Consider the following 17,572-nt stretch of genomic DNA (forward strand, 5'->3'; position numbering starts at 1 on the left):
TGTCCCGGGTTAAGGGGCTGGCTCAGCGGGCAGCGGTGCTGCCGCGCAGGCGGGCCTGATAGCTGTGGTCTTTCCAGTTGGCGCGGGCCAGCCACTGGTCCTCGGGCTGGCGGGCGGCGAGGTCGTCGCTCAGCTCCACCTCGTCAAAGCCGGAACGGCGGGCCATGGCGTACTGGTCGGCAATCACATGGCCAAAGGCGCGCAGACGGCCCTGATACCCCTTCAGCCGCAGCTGGCGGGCCAGGGTAAAGCCGCGGCCGTCGGCAAAGCTGGGGAAGCTGATCCGCACCAGTTCAACCCCGTCCAGCGGCACGTTGTTCAGATTGGCGTCGGAGGCCAGCTCCAGCACGTTGCTGCCCTCAAAGCCGCCGGTCCAGTCGTCGGCGGCAAAGCCGGTGTCGGTCACGATAACAGTCATCTCACTCACGCTCCTGTGCGTACAAATTGGCCGTCCACCACGTGGATGCCGCATTCTTCTTTGTTCTCGCCGCGCCACCGGCCGGCGCGCGGGTCTTCGCCTTCCTTGACCGGGCTGGTGCAGGGCGCGCAGCCGATCGACGGGTATCCCTTGGCCACCAGCGGATGGCGGGGCAGGCGGTTTTCATCCATATAGGCGCGCACGTCCTCGGGCGCCCAGTGGGCCAGCGGGTTGATCTTGAGCCGGCCGGTGCCTTCCTCGACCTCGAAGAACTCCAGCGCGGCACGGGTGCCCGACTGGAACCGTTTGCGGCCTGTGATCCAGCCATCATAGTTCGCCAGCGCTTTCTGCAGCGGCACGGTCTTGCGCAGCGTGCAGCAGGCGTCCTTGTCGCTGAACTTGAGGGCCCCATAGGGGTCTTTCTCGGCGATGTCGTCGGCGCGGATGATGCGCACATTGCGCAGGCCCAGCCGCTCGCTCACTTCCTGCTGATAGATCAGCGTCTCGGTGAACAGCAGTTCGGTGTCCACGAACACAACCGGCGTCATCGGGTCGATGATCGCGGCCATATGCAGGAGCACCACGGATTCCGCGCCGAAAGAGGAGACCAGGGCGATGTGCCCTGCGTCCCGCAAAGCGCCCTCCATCACCGAGGTGGCCGAATGGTGGCGGTAGCGCGCATTGAGCGCTTCCGCCTTGGCGGCCAGCTCCCGGTCCCGGAGAAGTTCGGCTTCTCCGGCGGGCTTGTTTCCGGCTGTATGGAACATCAGATCAGGCGACCTTTTTCTGAGCCTCGGGGTACAGTGCTGCCTTGAACGGCTCCATACCGATCCGGCGGTAGGTTTCGAGGAAGGTCTCCTCGGCGCTCTCACGCTGGGCCATGTAGACCTCGACGATGCGCTCCACGGCGGGAACGATTTCGTCATAGGCAAAGCCGGGGCCGGTGCGGGTGCCGATGGCAGCCGTTTCGGTGGCGTCGCCGCCCAGGGTGATCTGGTAGTTTTCGACACCGGCGCGGTCCAGGCCCAGGATGCCGATATGGGCAACATGGTGGTGGCCGCAGGCGTTGATGCAGCCCGAGATCTTGATCTGCAGATGGCCGATATCGTGCTCCATCTTCAGTTCGTCAAAGCGGGTTGCAATCTCCTGCGCGACCGGGATCGAGCGGGCGGTCGCCAGCGCGCAGTAGTCCATGCCCGGGCAGGCGATGATGTCCGAGATCAGGCCGATGTTGGCAGTGGCCAGGCCATGCTCTTTCAGCTTGGCGTGGATTGCCGGCAGATCATTCTTGTGGACATGCGGCAGGATCACGTTCTGCTGGTGGCTGATGCGCAGCTCGCCATAGCCGTACTGCTCGGCCAGATCGGCCATCACCCGCATCTGCTCCGCCGTTGCGTCGCCCGGGGTTGCCCCATGCGCCTTAATCGAGATGGTGGCGATGGCGTGGCCTTCGGCGCGGTGCGCGTGCAGGTTGGTGTCGGCCCAGGCGCGGAACACCGGGTCGTTTTCATAGGCCGCGTCGAACGCATCGGTCGGGGCGGCGCGGAACTCCGGCGCCTGGAAATGCGTCTTGATCTCTTCCAGCAGCTCTTGGTCGGTGCCGTCGTACTGGCCGCGGATCGCCATAAAGGCTTCCTCGGTCATCGCGCGGTAGGTGTCGATGCCGTTCTCGGAGACGGTGATCTTGATGCGCGCCTTGTACTTGTTGTCACGGCGGCCCAGCACGTTGTAGACGGTCAGAACCGACTCCAGATAGGGCAGCAGATCCGCCTGCGGCAGGAACTCGCGCAGCACCTGGCCGATCATCGGGGTCCGGCCCAGGCCGCCGCCGACGATGACCTTGAAGCCGATCTTGCCGTCCTGCTCCACCACCTGCAGGCCCACGTCATGCGCCTTGATCACAGCGCGGTCGGCGCTGCTGCCGGTGATGGCAATCTTGAACTTGCGGCCCAGGAACTGGAATTCCGGGTGGTCGGTGGACCACTGGCGGATCAGCTCAGCATAGGGGCGGGGGTCGGTCAGCTCATCCGCGGCGGCACCGGCGAAATGGTCGGCGGTGGTGTTGCGGATGGTGTTGCCCGAGGTCTGGATGGCGTGCAGCCCGACCTCACCCAGTGCGTCCAGCATGTCCGGCAGGTCGCGCAGCTTGGGCCAGTTGTACTGGATGTTCTGGCGGGTGGTGAAATGGCCGTAGCCCTTGTCCCACTTCTCACCCAGCAGCGCCAGGGTGCGCATCTGGTTCGGGTTCAGGGTGCCATAGGGGATCGCGACCCGCAGCATATAGGCATGCAGCTGCAGGTAGACGCCGTTCATCAGGCGCAGCGGCTTGAACTCGTCCTCGGTAAGCGAGCCGTCGATGCGGCGCTCGACCTGGGCGCGGAACTGGGCGTTGCGTTCGGCCAGGAAGGCTTCGTCGAATTCATTGTACTTATACATTGGCTTCAGCCTCCTGTTTGCCGTGGAAGTAGTTCGAGGGTCCGGTGCGGCGGAATTCCTCGCGGAAGTGGGTCGGCTCGGGCCCGTTCGGGCCGGCCTTGGCGTCGGCCAGATAGGCGCCGACGATCCGGATGTTCTGCTTCTCCGCTTCCAGAAGGCGCAGCTGGGCGTCTGCCTCGTCGGTGATCAGCTCAGCCTCCGACAGCTCGCGGGTCCAGGTGTCGTCGGCGGTGAAATAGATCACGTCGCCCTCGAGCAGGTCGTTGGCGGTGATGACTTTGGGCGTAAAGGCGCGGGCCATTATGCAAGCTCCGTTTTGAGATCGTTCAGGGCTGCCGCCGCCTGGCGCGGGGCAAGACCCAGGAATGTGAGGGCAGGGCCGCCGAAACCAGCCGCATCCAGGTCGGCGGGCAGGCGGTCCAGTGTGGTTTCCAGCACCCGCTGACCGGGGCGCGAGGCGTTTTCGACAATGGTCACCGGCGTTGCGCGGTCGGCGCCATGCATAATCAGGCGGCCCTGCACAAAGCGGGCGGATTTCTTGCCCATGTAGACGGCGGCCACCTCGCCCGGGCGCGCCAGCGCAGCCCAGTCGTGATCGGCAAAGCCGGTCATCGCATGGCCGGTCAGGAAGCGGACCGAGGTATTGCGGCCGCGCTGGGTCAGGCTCTGGCCGATGGCGGCCACGGCGGCAGAGGCGGCGGTGATGCCGGGGATGATGCTGTAGATGATGCCCGCTTCCTCGCAGGCGGTCAGCTCCTCATCCAGACGGGCAAAGATCGCCGGATCGCCGCCTTTCAGCCGCAGCACCTTCTTGCCCTGCTTGGCCAGCTCCACCAGACGGGTGTTGATGTCCGCCTGAGAAACCTGAGCACCAAAACCTTCCTTGCCTGCGTCTTCCAGCACCGCCTGAGGGCCCGCCAGCGCGAGAATTTCATCGCTCACCAGACGGTCGTGCAGAATCACGTCGGCGGCTTGCAGCGCGCGCAGGGCTTTCAGGGTCAGCAGCTCTGCATCGCCGGGGCCGGAGCCCGCAAAGCACACCTGACCCGCAACCATACAGTCCATGCTGCCACGGGTCTGAGTGGCGGCGTTGGCAGCATGTGTCGATGGTGCGGACATTCCTGTACCCTCTGTGCGTGTTTGACTTGAGGGTAGATATAGGAAATATTCCCGGTATTGCGCTATATGGGCGGGGAAATAAGAACATTGGTTTTGCCGCGGCGGGACATCGGGCCGGTTGGTCCTCACAAAAGGAGAAAACAGGAATGACGGTGCGGATCGACGGCACGGACCGGAAAATTCTGGCTGAGCTGCAGCGCGACGCCAGCCAGTCGCTGGATGAAATAGCCCGCCGGGTGGGGTCTTCCAAGACCCCGGTGTGGAATCGCATCCGCAAGCTGAAGGAGGCCGGGGTGATCGGCCAGCAGACAGTGCTGCTGGATCCGGAGGCGCTGGGGTTTGAGGCCTGTTTCTTTGTCCTCATCCGCACCTCGGAGCATGAGGCGGAATGGCAGGCCAAGTTCCTGAAGGCACTGCAGGAACGCCCGGAGGTGCAGGAGGCGCACCGGCTGGCGGGGGACATCGATTATATCCTCAAGGTGCGGGTGCAGAACGCGCGCGCCTATGATGTGTTCTACCAGGCGCTGATCTCAGAGGTGAAGGTGCACAATGTGACCGCGCTTTTGTCGATGGAGGAGATCAAGTCGACAACCATGCTGCCGCTGGGCAGCTGAGGGCACGCGCGGCGGCGGCCGGCAGGCCGCACCTGAATGTCACAGAGGCGGGCGCAGCAGCAGGTGGCGCCCGTCTTGCAGCCGCCAGGGCGATGTGTCCTCAGCCGTGCCTGCGGGCACGACCCCGATATCGGCCAGCAGGTGCGGAGAAATCTCCGACAGCCGCTCCATGTCGCGGCGCGGCACGCGGACCGTTTTCCGGGGCGCGTTTGTAAAAGGCTCAGTTTTTCTCAGCCCCGTCAGGCCTGCTATCCAGCCAAACACGTTGCGGGCCAGGGTCCGGCGGGGCCGGATGCCGGCCGTTTCGCAATTTGAAGTCATGGCTGTTCCTCCGTTCTGGCATTTGAGAGATAGGGGCGGAGGGGGCTTGCGCGCAAACCAGTTAATCTCCACCCTGGATCAGGAAAACTGACCCATGGTGAACTGATGCGCCTGCCGCCCCTCAATGCCTTGCGCGCCTTTGAAGCTGCCGCCCGCCACGAGGGCTTCATTGCTGCCGCGGAGGAGCTGTTCGTGACCCGCGGCGCGATCAGCCGCCAGGTGAAGATCCTGGAGGACCACATCGGCGTGCAGCTGTTTCACAGGGGGGCCCGCGGGGTGGCGCTGACGGAGGCGGGGCGGCGGCTCTATCCGGTGCTGACAGAGGCCTTTGCGAAGATGCTGCAGGAGGTGGAGCGGATCGCGGCGGATGCCTCGGAGCTGCGGGTGATCTGCCCGCCGACCCTGTCGTTGCGCTGGCTGCTGCCGCAATTGGAGCTGTTCCGCGCCACGCATCCGGAGATCACGCTGCGGCTGGCCACCGACTTTTATGGCAGTAAAGGATTTGAACGGTCGGAATACGATCTTGGCATATCGCTGGAAAACATCCCGGGACGGCCTGCGGATATCGAGGTCATGCCGCTGTTCGGCATGATCCTCTCACCGGCCTGCGCGCCATCGCTGCTGCCTGCGCTTGCGGACGGTCCTTCGGCACTGGCGGGTCTCAGGCTGTTGCACGAAACTCCGCGCCGCCAGGATTGGGCAACGTGGCTGCAGCACTTCGGAGTGGACGGGGTGGACCCGGCCAGCGGCGAGGTCTTCCCGAACCTCGACATGGCCACCCGCGCGGCGGTGATCGGGACCGGCGTGGTGATGGCCGACCTGGTCCTGTGCCGCGATGAACTGGAACGGGGCGATCTGGTGCTGCCCTTCCCGGATATGGCCTGCGCCACCCCGCAAGGGTCCTATGCGCTGATCGGCGACCGGCAGAAATGGTATGACCCCAAGGTGGCCGCGTTCCGGGAGTGGCTGCTGAACAGTCCCGGCATGGCGGCCCTGCCGGTCTTGCCGGAGTAACATCCCGGCAAGACGCGGAAGGGGGGAGGGGGCGCTGCCCCCTCGGCGCCGGGGCGCCTCACCCCCGGAGTATTTTGCCAAAGGTGAAAAAGGGCGCGCGCCGCGTCAGCGGCGCCTGGCCCAACCGGGCAAGGGGATCTGTGATCCCCGCTGCGCGGGCGGGAGCGCCCTGTTGCGTCAGGTGCGGGTGACCATCAGCCGGGTGAGCCCGTGGAAGTGGTAGGTGTTTGAGTATTCCGGCTCTGCCGCCAGTTTCAGGCCGGGGCAGCGGTCGAACAGAATGGGCAGGGCGATCTGCATTTCCAGCCGCGCCAGCGGCGCGCCGACGCAGAAATGCAGGCCGCCGCCGAAACTCTTGTTCACCTTTGGCGGACGGGTTGGGTCGAACACGTCCGCATCGTCCAGCACCGATGCGTCCCGGTTGGCGGCGCCCAGCAGCAGCGCCACCTGGTCGCCGCGCTGGAAGGTGTGGCCGAAGACCTCCGCTTCCTCGTAGGCGTAGCGTGTGAACATATGCAGCGGCGGATCAAAGCGCAGGATTTCCTCGACCAGCCCCTCGATCCCCTCCGGTGCCAGCCAGTCCGGCTGCCAGCCCTGCTGCAGCATGGTCTTCACACCGTTGCCCAGCGAATGCACGGTGGCCTCATGGCCGGCGTTCAGCAGCAGGACACAGGTGCCGATCAGCTCATCCGTTGAAAGCGTGTCGCCTTCTTCCTCGGCTGCGATCAGCCGGGTGATCAGGTCGTCCCGCGGGTCGTTGCGGCGGCTGTCAATGTAGCCGCGCAGGAAATCCGTGAACTCCTGCGATGCCTGCGCCGCGGCGTGTTCAGTCTCTTCCGTGCGCGCCGCCTGATACATCGCCACGATCTTGTGCGACCAGTCCACCAGGTTGGCGCCCATCTCTTCCGGCACCCCCAGCAGGCGGCAGATGGTCACCACCGGAACCTGGGTGCAATAGGCCCCTAGCAGGTCAAAGGGCTGATCCGGAAAGGCGTCGATCAGCTGGTGGCACAGCGCCTCGATACCAGGTTCCAGCTCTGCAATCCCGCGCGAGGTGAAGGCGCGCAGCACCAGCTTGCGCAGGCGGGTGTGGCGGGGCGGCTCGGCATCCAGCATGGAATGCGCCTCGACCGCCAGGAAGGGGGCGAGATGGGCAGGGCCGGGCCTGCGCAGCTCTTCCGGAACTTCGCGGCCGAAGCGGCGGTCGCGCAGCAGCATATGCACGGCGGCATGGCCAAAGGCGGCCACCATGCCGTAGTCCTGCCAATGGTGCAGCTGGCCCTGGTCCCGGGCCGCCGCATAAAAGGCGTAGGGGTCCTGCACAAAGGCGGGATCGGTGGGGGATTGGCTTAAAGTCTTCATACACCGGTTGTTGCCGTTGCGTCTGGTCAATGCAAGGGGCGCTTTGATAACGTGCCGCAATGAAAACACAGCATTATCTTCGCTGGAGCCTGCCTGCCGGGTTCCTTCTGGCCGTGGCGGCCCTGGCGCTTGCGGTCTGGTCCTATGGCTACCGCCAGGCGCTGAACAGCCTGGCAGAGCGCAGCGCGGCGGATCTGGCGCTGGCCTCGGACCGGGTCAGCACCCAGCTGCAGGTTTATCAGGAGCTGGCGGTGCTGACGGCGGAGCATCCGGCACTGGCGGATTTGTCCTCGCCCGCGGCGCGGGCGGCGGCGGCAGACTTGCTGCGCGCGGTCGCCGACAAGACCGCGGCGCTGGATGTGTTCTTTGCTGCCGCGGACGGGCGGGTGCTGGCGGCGGCCGAGGGGATTTCCGGGCCGCAGGTGGCGGACCAGGCCTATTTCATCCGCGCCATGCAGGGGGCCATGGGCACCGGCCACGCGGTTTTGCGGCAGGACGGGCGGCGGGCGTATTTCTATGCCGCGCCGGTGTTCCAGCCCGGCGGTGTGCGCGGGGCGCTGGTTGTGGCGGCGGATGTGAATGACGTGGAACAGACCTGGCGCGGTTCGCTGCCTGCCGTGTACTTCAGCAGTCAAAGCGGTGAGGTGTTCATTTCCAACCGGGCGGAGCTGCTGTTCTGGCGGCGCGGCGCGGAGGGACAGAGCCCAAGTGTGACAGACCGGGATTTCCACGCCGGGCATGAGATCTGGACCGTGCAGGGCAGCCCCTATCTGCCTGCGCAGGCGCTGCATCTGTCGGTGGATCTGCCGCTCATTGGGATGACCGGGGAGATTCTGGTGGATGTGGCGCCGGCCCGGCGGATCGCGCTGCTGCAGGCGGCAGCGCTGGCGGCGGTGTGCCTGGCGTTCGGGGCGATGCTGTTCATCGTGATGGAGCGGCGGCGCACCCTGGCTGAGGCCAACGCGGTGCTGGAAACCCGGGTCGCGCAGCGCACCCGCGACCTGTCGGCGGCCAACACGCAATTGCGCCGCGAAGTGCGCGAGCGCGAGGAGGCCGAAGCGGCCCTGAAGCGGGCGCAGCAGGAGCTGGTGCAGGCGGGCAAGCTGTCGGCGCTGGGCCAGATGTCGGCGGGCATCAGCCACGAGCTGAACCAGCCTCTGATGGCAATCCAGCAATATGCCGAGAACGGCGCTGCCTTCCTGGAGCGCGGCAAGGCGGAGCGGACCGGCGAGAACCTGGGCCGGATTGCCGATATGGCGGCGCGGATGGCGCGGATCATCAAGAATCTGCGCGCCTTTGCCCGCAACGAGAGCGAGCCGATGGGGCGGGTGGATCTGGTGCAGGTGATCGGCACCGCGGTGGAGCTGACCGCACCGCGGCTGAAGGCGGACCAGATTGACTTGCGCTGGAATGCGGCAGACTGCGGCGGACCAGTCCATGCGTGGGGCGGCGAGGTGCGGCTGACGCAGGTCTTTGTGAACCTGATCAACAATGCCGCCGATGCGATGCAGGGGCAGGTGGAGAAGGTGATCTCGATCTCTGTCGGCACCGGGCCGCGGCTGCAGGTGCGGGTGCAGGACAGCGGTCCCGGCATCCAGGAGCCGGAAAAGATGTTCGATCCGTTCTATTCCACCAAGGCCGTGGGCAGCTCAGAGGGCATGGGGCTGGGGCTGTCGATCTCTTACGGTCTGGTGCAGAGCTTTGGCGGCAATATCCGCGGCGCCAATACTGGCGGGGGCGCGGTGTTCACGGTGGAGCTGGAACCGTGGCGCGAGGATGACGAGAAGAAGGGAGACGCTGCATGATCCGCAAGGTGCTCTTGGTGGATGACGACGCGGCGGTGCGCGAAGCGCTGGCGCAGACGCTGGAGCTGAACGATCTTGAGGTGGTGGTCTGCGGGTCGTTTGTGGCGGCCAAGGATCACATTACCCCGGCGTTCGGCGGCATCATCGTGTCGGACATCCGGATGCCGGGGCGGGACGGGTTTCACCTGCTGGACTATGCCCGCGGCATGGATGAGGAACTGCCCGTGGTGCTGCTGACCGGCGAAGGCGACATTCCGATGGCGGTGAAGGCGATGTCGCAGGGCGCCTTTGATTTCCTGGAGAAACCCTGCGCGCCCGCCGATTTCCTGCCGGTGCTGGAGCGTGCGCTTAAGACCCGGGCGCTGGTGCTGGAGAACCGGCGGCTGAAGCACCAGCTGGAAACCGGCGACCCGGCTGCGCGTCTGCTGTTCGGAACCTCGCCGCAGGCCAAGGAAATGCGCCAGCGGGTGCGGGCGGTTGCGCCGACCGGCGCGGAGGTGCTGGTCACCGGGGCGCCGGGCAGCGGCATTTCCAAGGTGGCGGAGGTCATCCACCTGATGTCGCCCGCGGGCCAGGGGCCGTTTGTGAAACGCACTGCCGCCGGGCTGGAGGCGGAAACTGTTGCGGAGCTGTGTCGGGAAGCAGCGGGCGGCTCGCTGTTTCTGGATGAAGTGCAGGCGCTGCCGGAGGCGGCGCAATACGCGCTGCTGGCGCAGCTGGAGCAGGGCGGCGGTGTGCGGATCATCGCGGGGTCCAGCGCTGATCTGGCGGGCAGGGCGGAAGCGGGCGGGTTCAGTGCCGACCTGTTTTACAGGCTGGACGTGATGCGGGTGCGGATCCCCTCGCTGGCGGAGCGGCCGGGCGACATTCCAGTGCTGTTCCGCCATTACGTGGCGCAGGCGGCAGAGCAGGCGGGGATCGATCCGCCGGAGATTTCGCAGGACCATCTGGCGGCGCTGATGGCGCAGGACTGGCCGGGCAATGCGAGATCATTGATGTCGGCGGCGATGCGGTTTGTGCTGGGAATGCCGGAAGAGGCTGCCGCGGCGGCAGGGCTGGGGCTGGCAGAGCAGATGGCGCAGGTGGAACGCTCGCTGCTGATCGCGGCGCTGGGCCGCGCCAACGGGCGCGCGGCTGCGGCCGCCGAAGCCCTGAAGCTGCCGCGCAAGACGTTCTACGATAAGCTGGCCCGCTATGGCATCCGGCCCGAGGATTACCGCCGCTGAGGGCGCTGGGCTGGAGCCTTGCGGTTTGTCCGGTCCGGCGTTTGGGCCGGGGGACGTTAAGGAGGCGGCGCCGCCGGGAAGCCCCGGGTGGGGCCATGGGCGGAGGGAGGCCGGGGGTCGCAAGCCCCCGTGTCCGCTGAAGCCTTCGGTGCGGGACGCCCCTGAACCCGATGAAGAGATGGTCTCGGGGGCCCTGTGATCTCCTGGTGGTGCGGGGTGTCAGTCCGCACCGGTGTCGCGACGGGAATGAGTATCGCAAGCCCGGGTTAAGGAGCGGCAAGCGGTGCGTACGGCGGGTGCGCAACACCCCGGGCCGGGGCGTTATGGGAGAGGCCGGGAGCCTCCCCTCCCGGCGGCATAGCCGCCTGACGGGCAATGGGACTGGAGTATTTGGGGAAAGATGAAGCGGGTTGCGATTCCCGGAGCACTTGTCTGGCGCTAACATTTGTGCGGAATTCCGCACAAAGCTGGAATTGCCCTGTGCGGGATTTCGCACAGCTTTTGGCAGGCGCTGCTGACGCGTCTTTGATGTGCCCCGTAAGCTCATGCAAAGACGCGGAGAATCTCGTGGAATGATGATTCTCGAATCAATTGTTGAGCGGTTTTCCGCAACTTGGGATGCTCTTGCCAGGCCTCAGCCCTGCGCTGAGTGCACCATCGGATTTACAGACGATTTTTCTGGGAGGAAAAACCATGAAATTCCTGACAACTGCCGCCACCGCATTGGCTCTGGCCGTTTCCGCAGGCGCCGCAAGCGCTGCCTGTGACGACGGCGAGATCGTGGTGAAGTTCAGCCACGTCACCAACACCGACAAGCATCCCAAGGGCATCGCCGCAGCGCTGCTGGAAAAGCGCGTGAACGAGGAAATGAACGGCACCATGTGCATGGAGGTCTATCCGAACTCCACGCTGTACAATGACAACAAGGTGCTGGAAGCGATGCTGCAGGGCGACGTGCAGCTGGCAGCACCGTCGCTCTCGAAGTTCGAGAAGTTCACCAAGCAGTTCCGCCTGTTCGACCTGCCGTTCATGTTCAAGAACATCGAAGCCGTGGATGCCTTCCAGGCGTCCGAGACCGGCCAGGAGATGCTGAACTCGATGCAGCGCCGCGGCCTGCAGGGGCTGGGCTACTGGCACAACGGCATGAAGCAGATGTCCGCCAACAAGCCGCTGGTCGAGCCGTCGGATGCCAACGGGCTGAAGTTCCGCGTGCAGTCCTCTGACGTGCTGGTGGCGCAGATGGAAGCAATCGGCGGCAGCCCGCAGAAAATGGCGTTTTCCGAAGTGTACGGCGCGCTGCAGCAGGGTGTTGTCGACGGGCAGGAAAACACCTGGTCCAACATCTACGGCAAGAAGTTCTTTGAGGTGCAGGACGGCATCACCGAGACCAACCATGGCGCGCTGGATTACCTGGTGGTGACCTCCGTTGACTGGCTGGACAGCCTGGATCCGGCAGTGCGCGACCAGTTCCTGACCATCCTGAACGAGGTGACTGCCACCCGCAACGCCGAGTCGACCAAGGTGAACGGCGAAGCACGCCAGGCGATCATCGACGCCGGCGGCGTGGTGCGCGAACTGACGCCCGAGCAGCGCGCGGCCTGGGTCGAGGCGATGAAACCCGTATGGGAGAAATTCGCAGGCGACGTCGGCCAGGAGAAGATTGACGCGGCGCAAGCCATCAACGCAGGCCTCTAAAGGCCACCTCCGGGGTGCCCTGCGCGGGCGCCCCGTGACCGCAGGCGGCGCGGGGATCCGCCGCCTGCACCCCTTCTTTCCGCAAAACTTGGGAGGCAGCCATGGCGGGGTCCAGAACCGGCCCGAGCGGGCTTATCAATTCACTCGAAGAAACCCTGATCGCGCTTCTGCTGGGGCTGATGACGGCGATTACCTTCGCCAATGTGATCGCGCGCTTCGTGTTCAATTCCAACATTCTATGGGCACTGGAACTGACCGTGTTCCTGTTTGCCTGGCTGGTGCTGCTGGGGGCGTCTTATGCAGTGAAGACCCATGCGCATCTGGGCGTTGATGCCATCGTCAACATGCTGGCCCCTGGCGCGCGCCGCGCCGTCGGGCTGTTTGCGGCTGCCTGCTGCATCGTGTTTTCGCTGCTCTTGCTGAAGGGCGCCTATGACTACTGGGCGGTGTTTGCCGACCTGCCGCCCACTTCGGGCCGCTGGTTTCCGACCGGGCTGGACATGAAGGCGCGCAGCCAGAGCTTCTATGAGGTGCAGGACGTGCCGATGGTCGCGGTGTTCAAGTTCCTGGAGGACCTGATCAATTACGGCGACTCCTACGAAAAACTGCCGAAGGTGGTGCCATATGTGGTGCTGCCGGTGTCGATGCTGCTTCTGGTGTTCCGCTTCATCCAGGCGGCGTTCCAGATTGCCCGCGGCGAGGCCGACCGGCTGGTCGCCAGCCATGAGGTCGAAGATGAAATTGCAGAAGTGCAGGCGCGGCGCGGGGAGCATGACTGATGGAAGTGGTAATCCTCTTTGCGATGGTGATCGGCCTGCTGCTGATCGGGGTGCCGATTGCGGTGTCCCTGGGCCTCAGCTCGACCATCTTTCTGCTGATCTATTCCGACAGCTCGCTGGCGTCTGTTGCGGGCACGCTGTTTGAAGCCTTCGAGGGGCATTTCACCCTGCTGGCGATCCCGTTCTTCATCCTGGCGTCCAGCTTCATGACAACGGGCGGCGTGGCGCGGCGGATCATCCGTTTCTCCATCGCTTGCGTCGGCCATCTGCCGGGCGGTTTGGCGATTGCGGGTGTCTTTGCCTGTATGCTGTTTGCCGCGCTGTCCGGGTCGTCGCCCGCGACCGTGGTGGCGATCGGCTCCATCGTGATCGCGGGCATGCGGCAGGTGGGCTACACCAAGGAGTTCGCGGCCGGCGTTATCTGCAACGCAGGGACGCTCGGTATCCTGATCCCGCCGTCAATCGTGATGGTGGTCTATGCGGCGGCGGTTGAGGTCTCCGTTGGACGGATGTTCCTGGCCGGTGTCATTCCGGGCCTGCTGGCTGGTCTGTTCCTGATGGTCACGATCTATGTGATGGCCAAGGTCAAGAACCTGCCCAAGGGCGAGTGGAAGGGCTGGGGCGAGATCATCACCTCGGGCCGCGAGGCCGGCTGGGGGCTGTTCCTGATCGTGATCATCCTGGGCGGCATCTATGGCGGCATCTTCACGCCGACTGAGGCCGCAGCGGTGGCGGCGGTCTATGCCTTCCTGATCGCCTCGTTTGTCTACAAGGACATGGGGCCGCTGTCGAACGGCGAGGGTGAGGCCAAGACGCCGCTGATCCAGAAGCCTTATGCGCTGGTGACGGCGTTCTTCCACAGCGACACCAGGCACACGCTGTTCGAGGCGGGAAAGCTGACTGTGACACTGCTGTTCGTGATCGCCAATGCGCTGATCCTGAAGCATGTGCTGACGGACGAACAAGTGCCGCAGCATATTGCCAATGCGATGCTGTCCGCGGGCTTTGGCCCGGTGATGTTCCTGATCGTCGTCAACGTGATCCTGCTGATTGGCGGCCAGTTCATGGAGCCTTCGGGCCTGCTGGTGATCGTGGCGCCCTTGGTGTTCCCGATTGCCATCGAGCTGGGCATCGACCCGATCCACCTGGGCATCATCATGGTGGTCAACATGGAGATCGGCATGATCACCCCGCCGGTTGGCCTGAACCTGTTCGTGACCTCTGGTGTGGCGGGGATGCCGATGATGGGGGTGGTGCGCGCGGCGCTGCCGTTCCTGGCGGTCTTGTTCGTGTTCCTGATCCTGATCACCTATGTGCCGTGGCTGTCGACGGTGCTGCCAAATGCGGTGATGGGGCCGGAAATCATAACAAAGTAGCTTTAAGCCAAAAAGAAACGCCCCGGAGAGCCGGGGCGTTTTCGTTTCAGGGCAGGGGCGCTGCCCCTCTTGTCCCTTCGGGCCAATTCACCCCGGAGTATTTGAGGAAAGATGAAAGCTGCCGGAGTTTCATCTTTCTGGAAATACTCAATCCCGGGGTCAGCGCCGCAGCGGAATGTCAGCTGTTTTCCAAAGCGCTGATGATCGGGGAGAAATCCGCGGCCTTGAGGCTGGCGCCGCCCACCAGCGCGCCGTCGACGTTGGAGACAGCAAAGATTTCCGAAGCGTTCGACGGTTTGACCGAGCCGCCGTAGAGCAGGCGGATGCTGTTTGCGGTTTCCGCCCCGAAGCGGGCGGTGAGTTCTGCGCGCAGGAAATCGTGCACTTCGGCGATCTGTTCCAGGGTGGGTACCTTGCCGGTACCGATGGCCCAGACCGGCTCATAAGCGATCACGGTATTGGCGCCAGTGCTGGAGGCCGGAACGGAGCCTGCAAGCTGGGTGCCTGCCACCTTGAGGGTGTCGCCGGCCTCGCGCTCTGCCAGGGTCTCGCCGATGCAGATCACCGCAATGAGGCCCTCGCCGATGGCGGCTTCGGCCTTGGCGCAGACCTGGGCGTCGGTCTCTGCATGGTCGGCGCGGCGTTCGGAGTGGCCGAGGATCACGGCGGAGGCGCCTGCGTCCTTGAGCATCGCAGCCGACAGATCGCCGGTGTGGGCGCCAGAGGCGTTTGCGTGGCAGTCCTGGCCGCCGATGGCAACGGCGCTGCCCCGGGCGGTGTCTGCGGCACGCGACAGCAGGGTTGCGGGCGGGCAGATCAGGATGTCGGCAGAGGGGCTGCCGTGGCTTTCCGCCAGAGCCGCCAGTTCGGCGAGGCCTGCGCCGGTGCCGTTCATTTTCCAGTTGCCTGCTGCCAGTTTGCGCCGCATGGGTGCCTCCGATTGTGCTGTTTGGGCGTGACTGGTAGCACCGGCGGCAGGTTCGTGCAATTCGCTTGCGCCCGGTTCAGCGTAGCAAAAAGGGCGGGAAAGACCCGCCCTGTTACCTTTGCTGCCCTGACCGGTGTCAGGCGCCGGGTATTTCCTTGAACGAGATCGACTCGCCGCAGCCGCAGGCCTCGGAGACGTTCGGGTTGTTGAACTTGAAGCCGCTTTCCAGCAGCGTCACCTCATAGTCGATTTCGGTGCCGAACAGGAACATCTGCGCCATCGGCGCGATCAGGATGCGGGCGCCGTCCTGTTCCACGACCTCGTCATTGGCGTCGGGCGCGTCGACGTATTCCATGGTGTATTCCATGCCCGCGCAGCCGCCTTTCTTGACGCCGATGCGCAGGCCGGCATGGCCGTCCTTGGCCATCAGTTTGGCGATCTGGGCCGCAGCCTTGGGCGTCATGGTCACCGCCTGTTTGCCGGGAATGCCGAACATGTCTTTCTCCTTGCGCTTCCCCTGTTATCTAGGATGGGTGCGGGGGCGGCTCAACCCCGGATGCGACGGGGAAGCAATAACATATACCCGATATGCAGAAATAAAAGGGGCCGCCTCCTGGGCAGGGAGGCGGCCGGTGATGGGGTCCGTCAAAGGGGGGACGGCGGTCAGAGCCCCATGCAGTTCGCGTAATAGGTGGTGGTGGCGGGCCAGTCGGAGAACACGCCCGCGACCCCCACATCCCGGGCCAGCACATCCAGCAGCTGGTAATACATGCTGTCGTCCGTGGTGAGGTCCGCAACTGACTGGAAGTACCAGCCGCCGCCCGAGGCCAGCGGGCCGGAGCGTTCCAGCGTCCAGGTGATCAGCTTGAGGCCGGCGGCCTTGGCGGCCTTGGCATAGGCCGACGGAACGATCTGGCCGTCCTCAGCGGTAACCAGCATCCACATCGGCGGCGCGATGTAGTTGACGCCTTTGGCGTGCAGCGCGGCAAAGTCATGCGGGAAAGTTTCCGGGTTGTTGTGGTCGAAGCCCTGGTGCTCGTAGCTGGCGTCGAGGAACACCGCCTGTTTGCCGAATTCCGGTTCGTTTTCAATCCAGTAGAGCACGTCATCCAGGTTGAAGCTTTGCGCCCAGACGTCTGAGGCGGGGATGCCGGCGGATTTGTATTCGTCGATCAGTTTCTGGGCGTAATCTGCCTGGGAGAAGCCGTTGAAGGGCATCTCCACCGCCGGGCCTTTCAGCTCCGGGGTGAATTTGGCGCCAAGCGATTTGAACAGGGCAATCGACTCCGCGTGGGTCATGCTGGTCGCATCACCGGCAAACAGGGTGGAGCGCCAGCTGGCGGTGCCGCCCTGGTAGGCCTCGGCAGTCAAGGCCGTCTTGTCGGCGCTGTCCATCTTGGGCTGCAGGCTGCGGAACTCTGCCAGGGTGATCTCAGACGTGCGGCACTCGGCCGTTGCAGGCGTTTCACCGTCCGCCGGGGTGAAGGGGGTGACGCAGGTGTCCGCCAGCTCAGAGGTCAGGATGTTGGTGGTGGTGTGCAGGTCATTCTGGGCGTGGCGGCAGACCAGCTCCAGGTCCTTGGTGAAGGTGACGTCGCATTCCAGGATGCCTGCGCCCATCTGGGCGGCGGCAATGTTGGATTCGGCGGTGTGTTCGGGGAACATCAGCGGCGCGCCGCGGTGGCCGATGGAGAAATCAGAGCGCTGCGGCACCTGGCGCAGGCAGGACTGCAGCTTGTCCTTCAGCGCGCCCTCCGGCAGCTTGGAGATCAGATAGGCAGGGCGGGGGCCGTAGCTGAGGCCGGTATCCGCCGCAACCGGGGGATTGCCGGCAAAGAGGGCGGTGGACACAAGCAGGGCGGTTGCCGGCGTCAGGGCAAAGCGCATTGAAAATTCTCCGGTTGGTCAAAATTTGCGCCAAGAGTGGCGCCTGTATGTAACACCCGGATTGCGCCCGCATGACGGGCGCATCAAATTCCCATGACAACCAGCGCGGCGCGCAGGCCTGGACCCTTACATGAAGCCCAGTTCGAGGCGTGCCTCGTCGGACATCATCTCCATGCCCCAGGGCGGCTCCCAGGTCAGTTCGACATCGACGCTTTTGACGCCGTCGACCGGAGAGACGGCATCGATCAGCCAGCCCGGCATCTCGCCTGCCACCGGGCAGCCCGGCGCGGTCAGGGTCATGATGATCTTCACGTCGTTCTCGTCGCTGATATCAACGGTGTAGATCAGGCCCAGTTCGTAGATGTTCACCGGGATTTCCGGGTCATAAACGGTGCGGCAGGCGTCGACGATGGCCTCGTACAGCGGGTGGCTGACGGAGGAGGGCGCGATCAGCGGGGCGCCTTCGAGCGGTTCGGCAGGGTTGGTCATGAGGATCCCGGTTCTATTATCCGACGGTTTATATAGGGAATAAGCGCCCCGGCGTCCAGAGGCGGCGGGCATGGCGGGATCAGGGAAATATGCCTCACGCTGA

18 protein-coding genes are annotated in these 17,572 nt (G+C 64.8%); 7 read left to right on the forward strand and 11 right to left on the reverse strand.

Going from position 1 to position 17,572, the window contains the following annotated elements:
- Positions 1–22 precede the first annotated feature (22 nt).
- From K3725_RS06220 to cobA, 5 genes are read right to left on the reverse strand one after another with little or no spacing between them, the layout of a single operon-like run.
- Entirely contained in the window at positions 23–418 is a 396-nt protein-coding gene (locus K3725_RS06220; protein WP_260017955.1) for a DUF934 domain-containing protein, read from the reverse strand.
- A 5-nt stretch (positions 419–423) separates the two neighbouring features.
- The gene (locus K3725_RS06225; RefSeq protein ID WP_260017956.1) at positions 424–1,185 is read right to left on the reverse strand and encodes a phosphoadenylyl-sulfate reductase; all 762 of its coding nucleotides are present in this window, start codon (positions 1,183–1,185) and stop codon (positions 424–426) included.
- A 4-nt stretch (positions 1,186–1,189) separates the two neighbouring features.
- Positions 1,190–2,854, reverse strand: coding sequence for a nitrite/sulfite reductase (locus K3725_RS06230; protein WP_260017957.1), 1,665 nt, complete (start codon positions 2,852–2,854; stop codon positions 1,190–1,192).
- Positions 2,847–3,155 carry a DUF2849 domain-containing protein gene (locus K3725_RS06235; protein ID WP_260017958.1) on the reverse strand — a complete coding sequence of 103 codons (309 nt, stop codon included), beginning with the start codon at positions 3,153–3,155 and terminating at the stop codon, positions 2,847–2,849. The genes K3725_RS06230 and K3725_RS06235 overlap by 8 nt, the downstream gene beginning before the upstream one ends.
- Positions 3,155–3,910: a uroporphyrinogen-III C-methyltransferase gene (gene cobA / locus K3725_RS06240; protein ID WP_260018577.1), complete on the reverse strand. Its 756-nt coding sequence runs from the start codon at positions 3,908–3,910 to the stop codon at positions 3,155–3,157. Before cobA ends, K3725_RS06235 begins: the two co-directional genes overlap by 1 nt.
- 209 nt (positions 3,911–4,119) lie before the next feature.
- On the opposite strand from cobA, the gene K3725_RS06245 reads away from it, so the two are divergent.
- On the forward strand, positions 4,120–4,587 hold the full coding sequence (locus tag K3725_RS06245) for an Lrp/AsnC family transcriptional regulator (protein ID WP_174144948.1): 468 nt from the start codon (positions 4,120–4,122) through the stop codon (positions 4,585–4,587).
- Between the two features lie 39 nt (positions 4,588–4,626).
- On the opposite strand, the gene K3725_RS06250 is transcribed toward K3725_RS06245, so the two are convergent.
- Positions 4,627–4,908: a hypothetical protein gene (locus tag K3725_RS06250; RefSeq protein WP_260017959.1), complete on the reverse strand. Its 282-nt coding sequence runs from the start codon at positions 4,906–4,908 to the stop codon at positions 4,627–4,629.
- A 105-nt stretch (positions 4,909–5,013) separates the two neighbouring features.
- Here K3725_RS06250 and K3725_RS06255 point away from each other — a divergent pair, with 105 nt between their 5' ends.
- The gene (locus K3725_RS06255; protein WP_260017960.1) at positions 5,014–5,922 is read left to right on the forward strand and encodes a LysR substrate-binding domain-containing protein; all 909 of its coding nucleotides are present in this window, start codon (positions 5,014–5,016) and stop codon (positions 5,920–5,922) included.
- A gap of 177 nt (positions 5,923–6,099) precedes the next feature.
- Here K3725_RS06255 and K3725_RS06260 read toward each other — a convergent pair whose 3' ends face one another.
- Positions 6,100–7,284 (reverse strand): cytochrome P450, encoded by a 1,185-nt coding sequence (locus tag K3725_RS06260; protein ID WP_260017961.1) that lies wholly within the window; start codon positions 7,282–7,284, stop codon positions 6,100–6,102.
- 59 nt (positions 7,285–7,343) lie between these two features.
- Between K3725_RS06260 and K3725_RS06265 the strand changes: the two genes are divergently transcribed.
- The 5 genes from K3725_RS06265 to K3725_RS06285 all read left to right on the forward strand — a co-directional run bounded on the left by K3725_RS06265 (position 7,344) and on the right by K3725_RS06285 (position 14,165).
- Positions 7,344–9,089, forward strand: coding sequence for an ATP-binding protein (locus K3725_RS06265; protein WP_260017962.1), 1,746 nt, complete (start codon positions 7,344–7,346; stop codon positions 9,087–9,089).
- The gene (locus K3725_RS06270; RefSeq protein ID WP_260017963.1) at positions 9,086–10,315 is read left to right on the forward strand and encodes a sigma-54 dependent transcriptional regulator; all 1,230 of its coding nucleotides are present in this window, start codon (positions 9,086–9,088) and stop codon (positions 10,313–10,315) included. The genes K3725_RS06265 and K3725_RS06270 overlap by 4 nt, the downstream gene beginning before the upstream one ends.
- 693 nt (positions 10,316–11,008) lie before the next feature.
- Positions 11,009–12,010, forward strand: a complete 1,002-nt coding sequence (locus tag K3725_RS06275) for a DctP family TRAP transporter solute-binding subunit (RefSeq protein WP_260017964.1) — start codon at positions 11,009–11,011, stop codon at positions 12,008–12,010.
- A gap of 101 nt (positions 12,011–12,111) precedes the next feature.
- Positions 12,112–12,789, forward strand: a complete 678-nt coding sequence (locus K3725_RS06280; protein WP_260017965.1) for a TRAP transporter small permease — start codon at positions 12,112–12,114, stop codon at positions 12,787–12,789.
- Positions 12,789–14,165: a TRAP transporter large permease gene (locus K3725_RS06285; RefSeq protein ID WP_260017966.1), complete on the forward strand. Its 1,377-nt coding sequence runs from the start codon at positions 12,789–12,791 to the stop codon at positions 14,163–14,165. The genes K3725_RS06280 and K3725_RS06285 overlap by 1 nt, the downstream gene beginning before the upstream one ends.
- A gap of 178 nt (positions 14,166–14,343) precedes the next feature.
- Here the strand turns inward: K3725_RS06285 and tpiA are convergent, their stop codons facing one another.
- From tpiA to K3725_RS06305, 4 genes are all read right to left on the reverse strand, one after another.
- The gene (tpiA, locus tag K3725_RS06290) at positions 14,344–15,093 is read right to left on the reverse strand and encodes a triose-phosphate isomerase (protein WP_260017967.1); all 750 of its coding nucleotides are present in this window, start codon (positions 15,091–15,093) and stop codon (positions 14,344–14,346) included.
- Between the two features lie 136 nt (positions 15,094–15,229).
- The gene (locus K3725_RS06295; RefSeq protein ID WP_260017968.1) at positions 15,230–15,589 is read right to left on the reverse strand and encodes an iron-sulfur cluster assembly accessory protein; all 360 of its coding nucleotides are present in this window, start codon (positions 15,587–15,589) and stop codon (positions 15,230–15,232) included.
- A gap of 167 nt (positions 15,590–15,756) precedes the next feature.
- Positions 15,757–16,980, reverse strand: a complete 1,224-nt coding sequence (locus K3725_RS06300) for a glycerophosphodiester phosphodiesterase family protein (protein WP_260017969.1) — start codon at positions 16,978–16,980, stop codon at positions 15,757–15,759.
- A 126-nt stretch (positions 16,981–17,106) separates the two neighbouring features.
- Positions 17,107–17,469: an SUF system Fe-S cluster assembly protein gene (locus tag K3725_RS06305; RefSeq protein ID WP_260017970.1), complete on the reverse strand. Its 363-nt coding sequence runs from the start codon at positions 17,467–17,469 to the stop codon at positions 17,107–17,109.
- Between the last annotated feature and the right edge of the window lie 103 nt (positions 17,470–17,572).

This window comes from Leisingera sp. S132 (genome assembly GCF_025144465.1).
GTDB lineage: Bacteria > Pseudomonadota > Alphaproteobacteria > Rhodobacterales > Rhodobacteraceae > Leisingera.

Excerpts from the sequence above, each read along its gene's own strand:
- K3725_RS06265 (WP_260017962.1), top strand. The coding sequence starts at position 7,344 with ATGAAAACACAGCATTATCTTCGCTGGAGCCTGCCTGCCGGGTTCCTT.
- K3725_RS06230 (WP_260017957.1), bottom strand. The coding sequence starts at position 2,854 with ATGTATAAGTACAATGAATTCGACGAAGCCTTCCTGGCCGAACGCAAC.
- tpiA (WP_260017967.1), bottom strand. The coding sequence starts at position 15,093 with ATGCGGCGCAAACTGGCAGCAGGCAACTGGAAAATGAACGGCACCGGC.
- K3725_RS06285 (WP_260017966.1), top strand. The coding sequence starts at position 12,789 with ATGGAAGTGGTAATCCTCTTTGCGATGGTGATCGGCCTGCTGCTGATC.
- K3725_RS06300 (WP_260017969.1), bottom strand. The coding sequence starts at position 16,980 with ATGCGCTTTGCCCTGACGCCGGCAACCGCCCTGCTTGTGTCCACCGCC.
- K3725_RS06245 (WP_174144948.1), top strand. The coding sequence starts at position 4,120 with ATGACGGTGCGGATCGACGGCACGGACCGGAAAATTCTGGCTGAGCTG.
- K3725_RS06295 (WP_260017968.1), bottom strand. The coding sequence starts at position 15,589 with ATGTTCGGCATTCCCGGCAAACAGGCGGTGACCATGACGCCCAAGGCT.
- K3725_RS06260 (WP_260017961.1), bottom strand. The coding sequence starts at position 7,284 with ATGAAGACTTTAAGCCAATCCCCCACCGATCCCGCCTTTGTGCAGGAC.
- cobA (WP_260018577.1), bottom strand. The coding sequence starts at position 3,910 with ATGGTTGCGGGTCAGGTGTGCTTTGCGGGCTCCGGCCCCGGCGATGCA.
- K3725_RS06225 (WP_260017956.1), bottom strand. The coding sequence starts at position 1,185 with ATGTTCCATACAGCCGGAAACAAGCCCGCCGGAGAAGCCGAACTTCTC.
- K3725_RS06280 (WP_260017965.1), top strand. The coding sequence starts at position 12,112 with ATGGCGGGGTCCAGAACCGGCCCGAGCGGGCTTATCAATTCACTCGAA.
- K3725_RS06270 (WP_260017963.1), top strand. The coding sequence starts at position 9,086 with ATGATCCGCAAGGTGCTCTTGGTGGATGACGACGCGGCGGTGCGCGAA.
- K3725_RS06220 (WP_260017955.1), bottom strand. The coding sequence starts at position 418 with ATGACTGTTATCGTGACCGACACCGGCTTTGCCGCCGACGACTGGACC.
- K3725_RS06255 (WP_260017960.1), top strand. The coding sequence starts at position 5,014 with ATGCGCCTGCCGCCCCTCAATGCCTTGCGCGCCTTTGAAGCTGCCGCC.
- K3725_RS06235 (WP_260017958.1), bottom strand. The coding sequence starts at position 3,155 with ATGGCCCGCGCCTTTACGCCCAAAGTCATCACCGCCAACGACCTGCTC.
- K3725_RS06305 (WP_260017970.1), bottom strand. The coding sequence starts at position 17,469 with ATGACCAACCCTGCCGAACCGCTCGAAGGCGCCCCGCTGATCGCGCCC.
- K3725_RS06250 (WP_260017959.1), bottom strand. The coding sequence starts at position 4,908 with ATGACTTCAAATTGCGAAACGGCCGGCATCCGGCCCCGCCGGACCCTG.
- K3725_RS06275 (WP_260017964.1), top strand. The coding sequence starts at position 11,009 with ATGAAATTCCTGACAACTGCCGCCACCGCATTGGCTCTGGCCGTTTCC.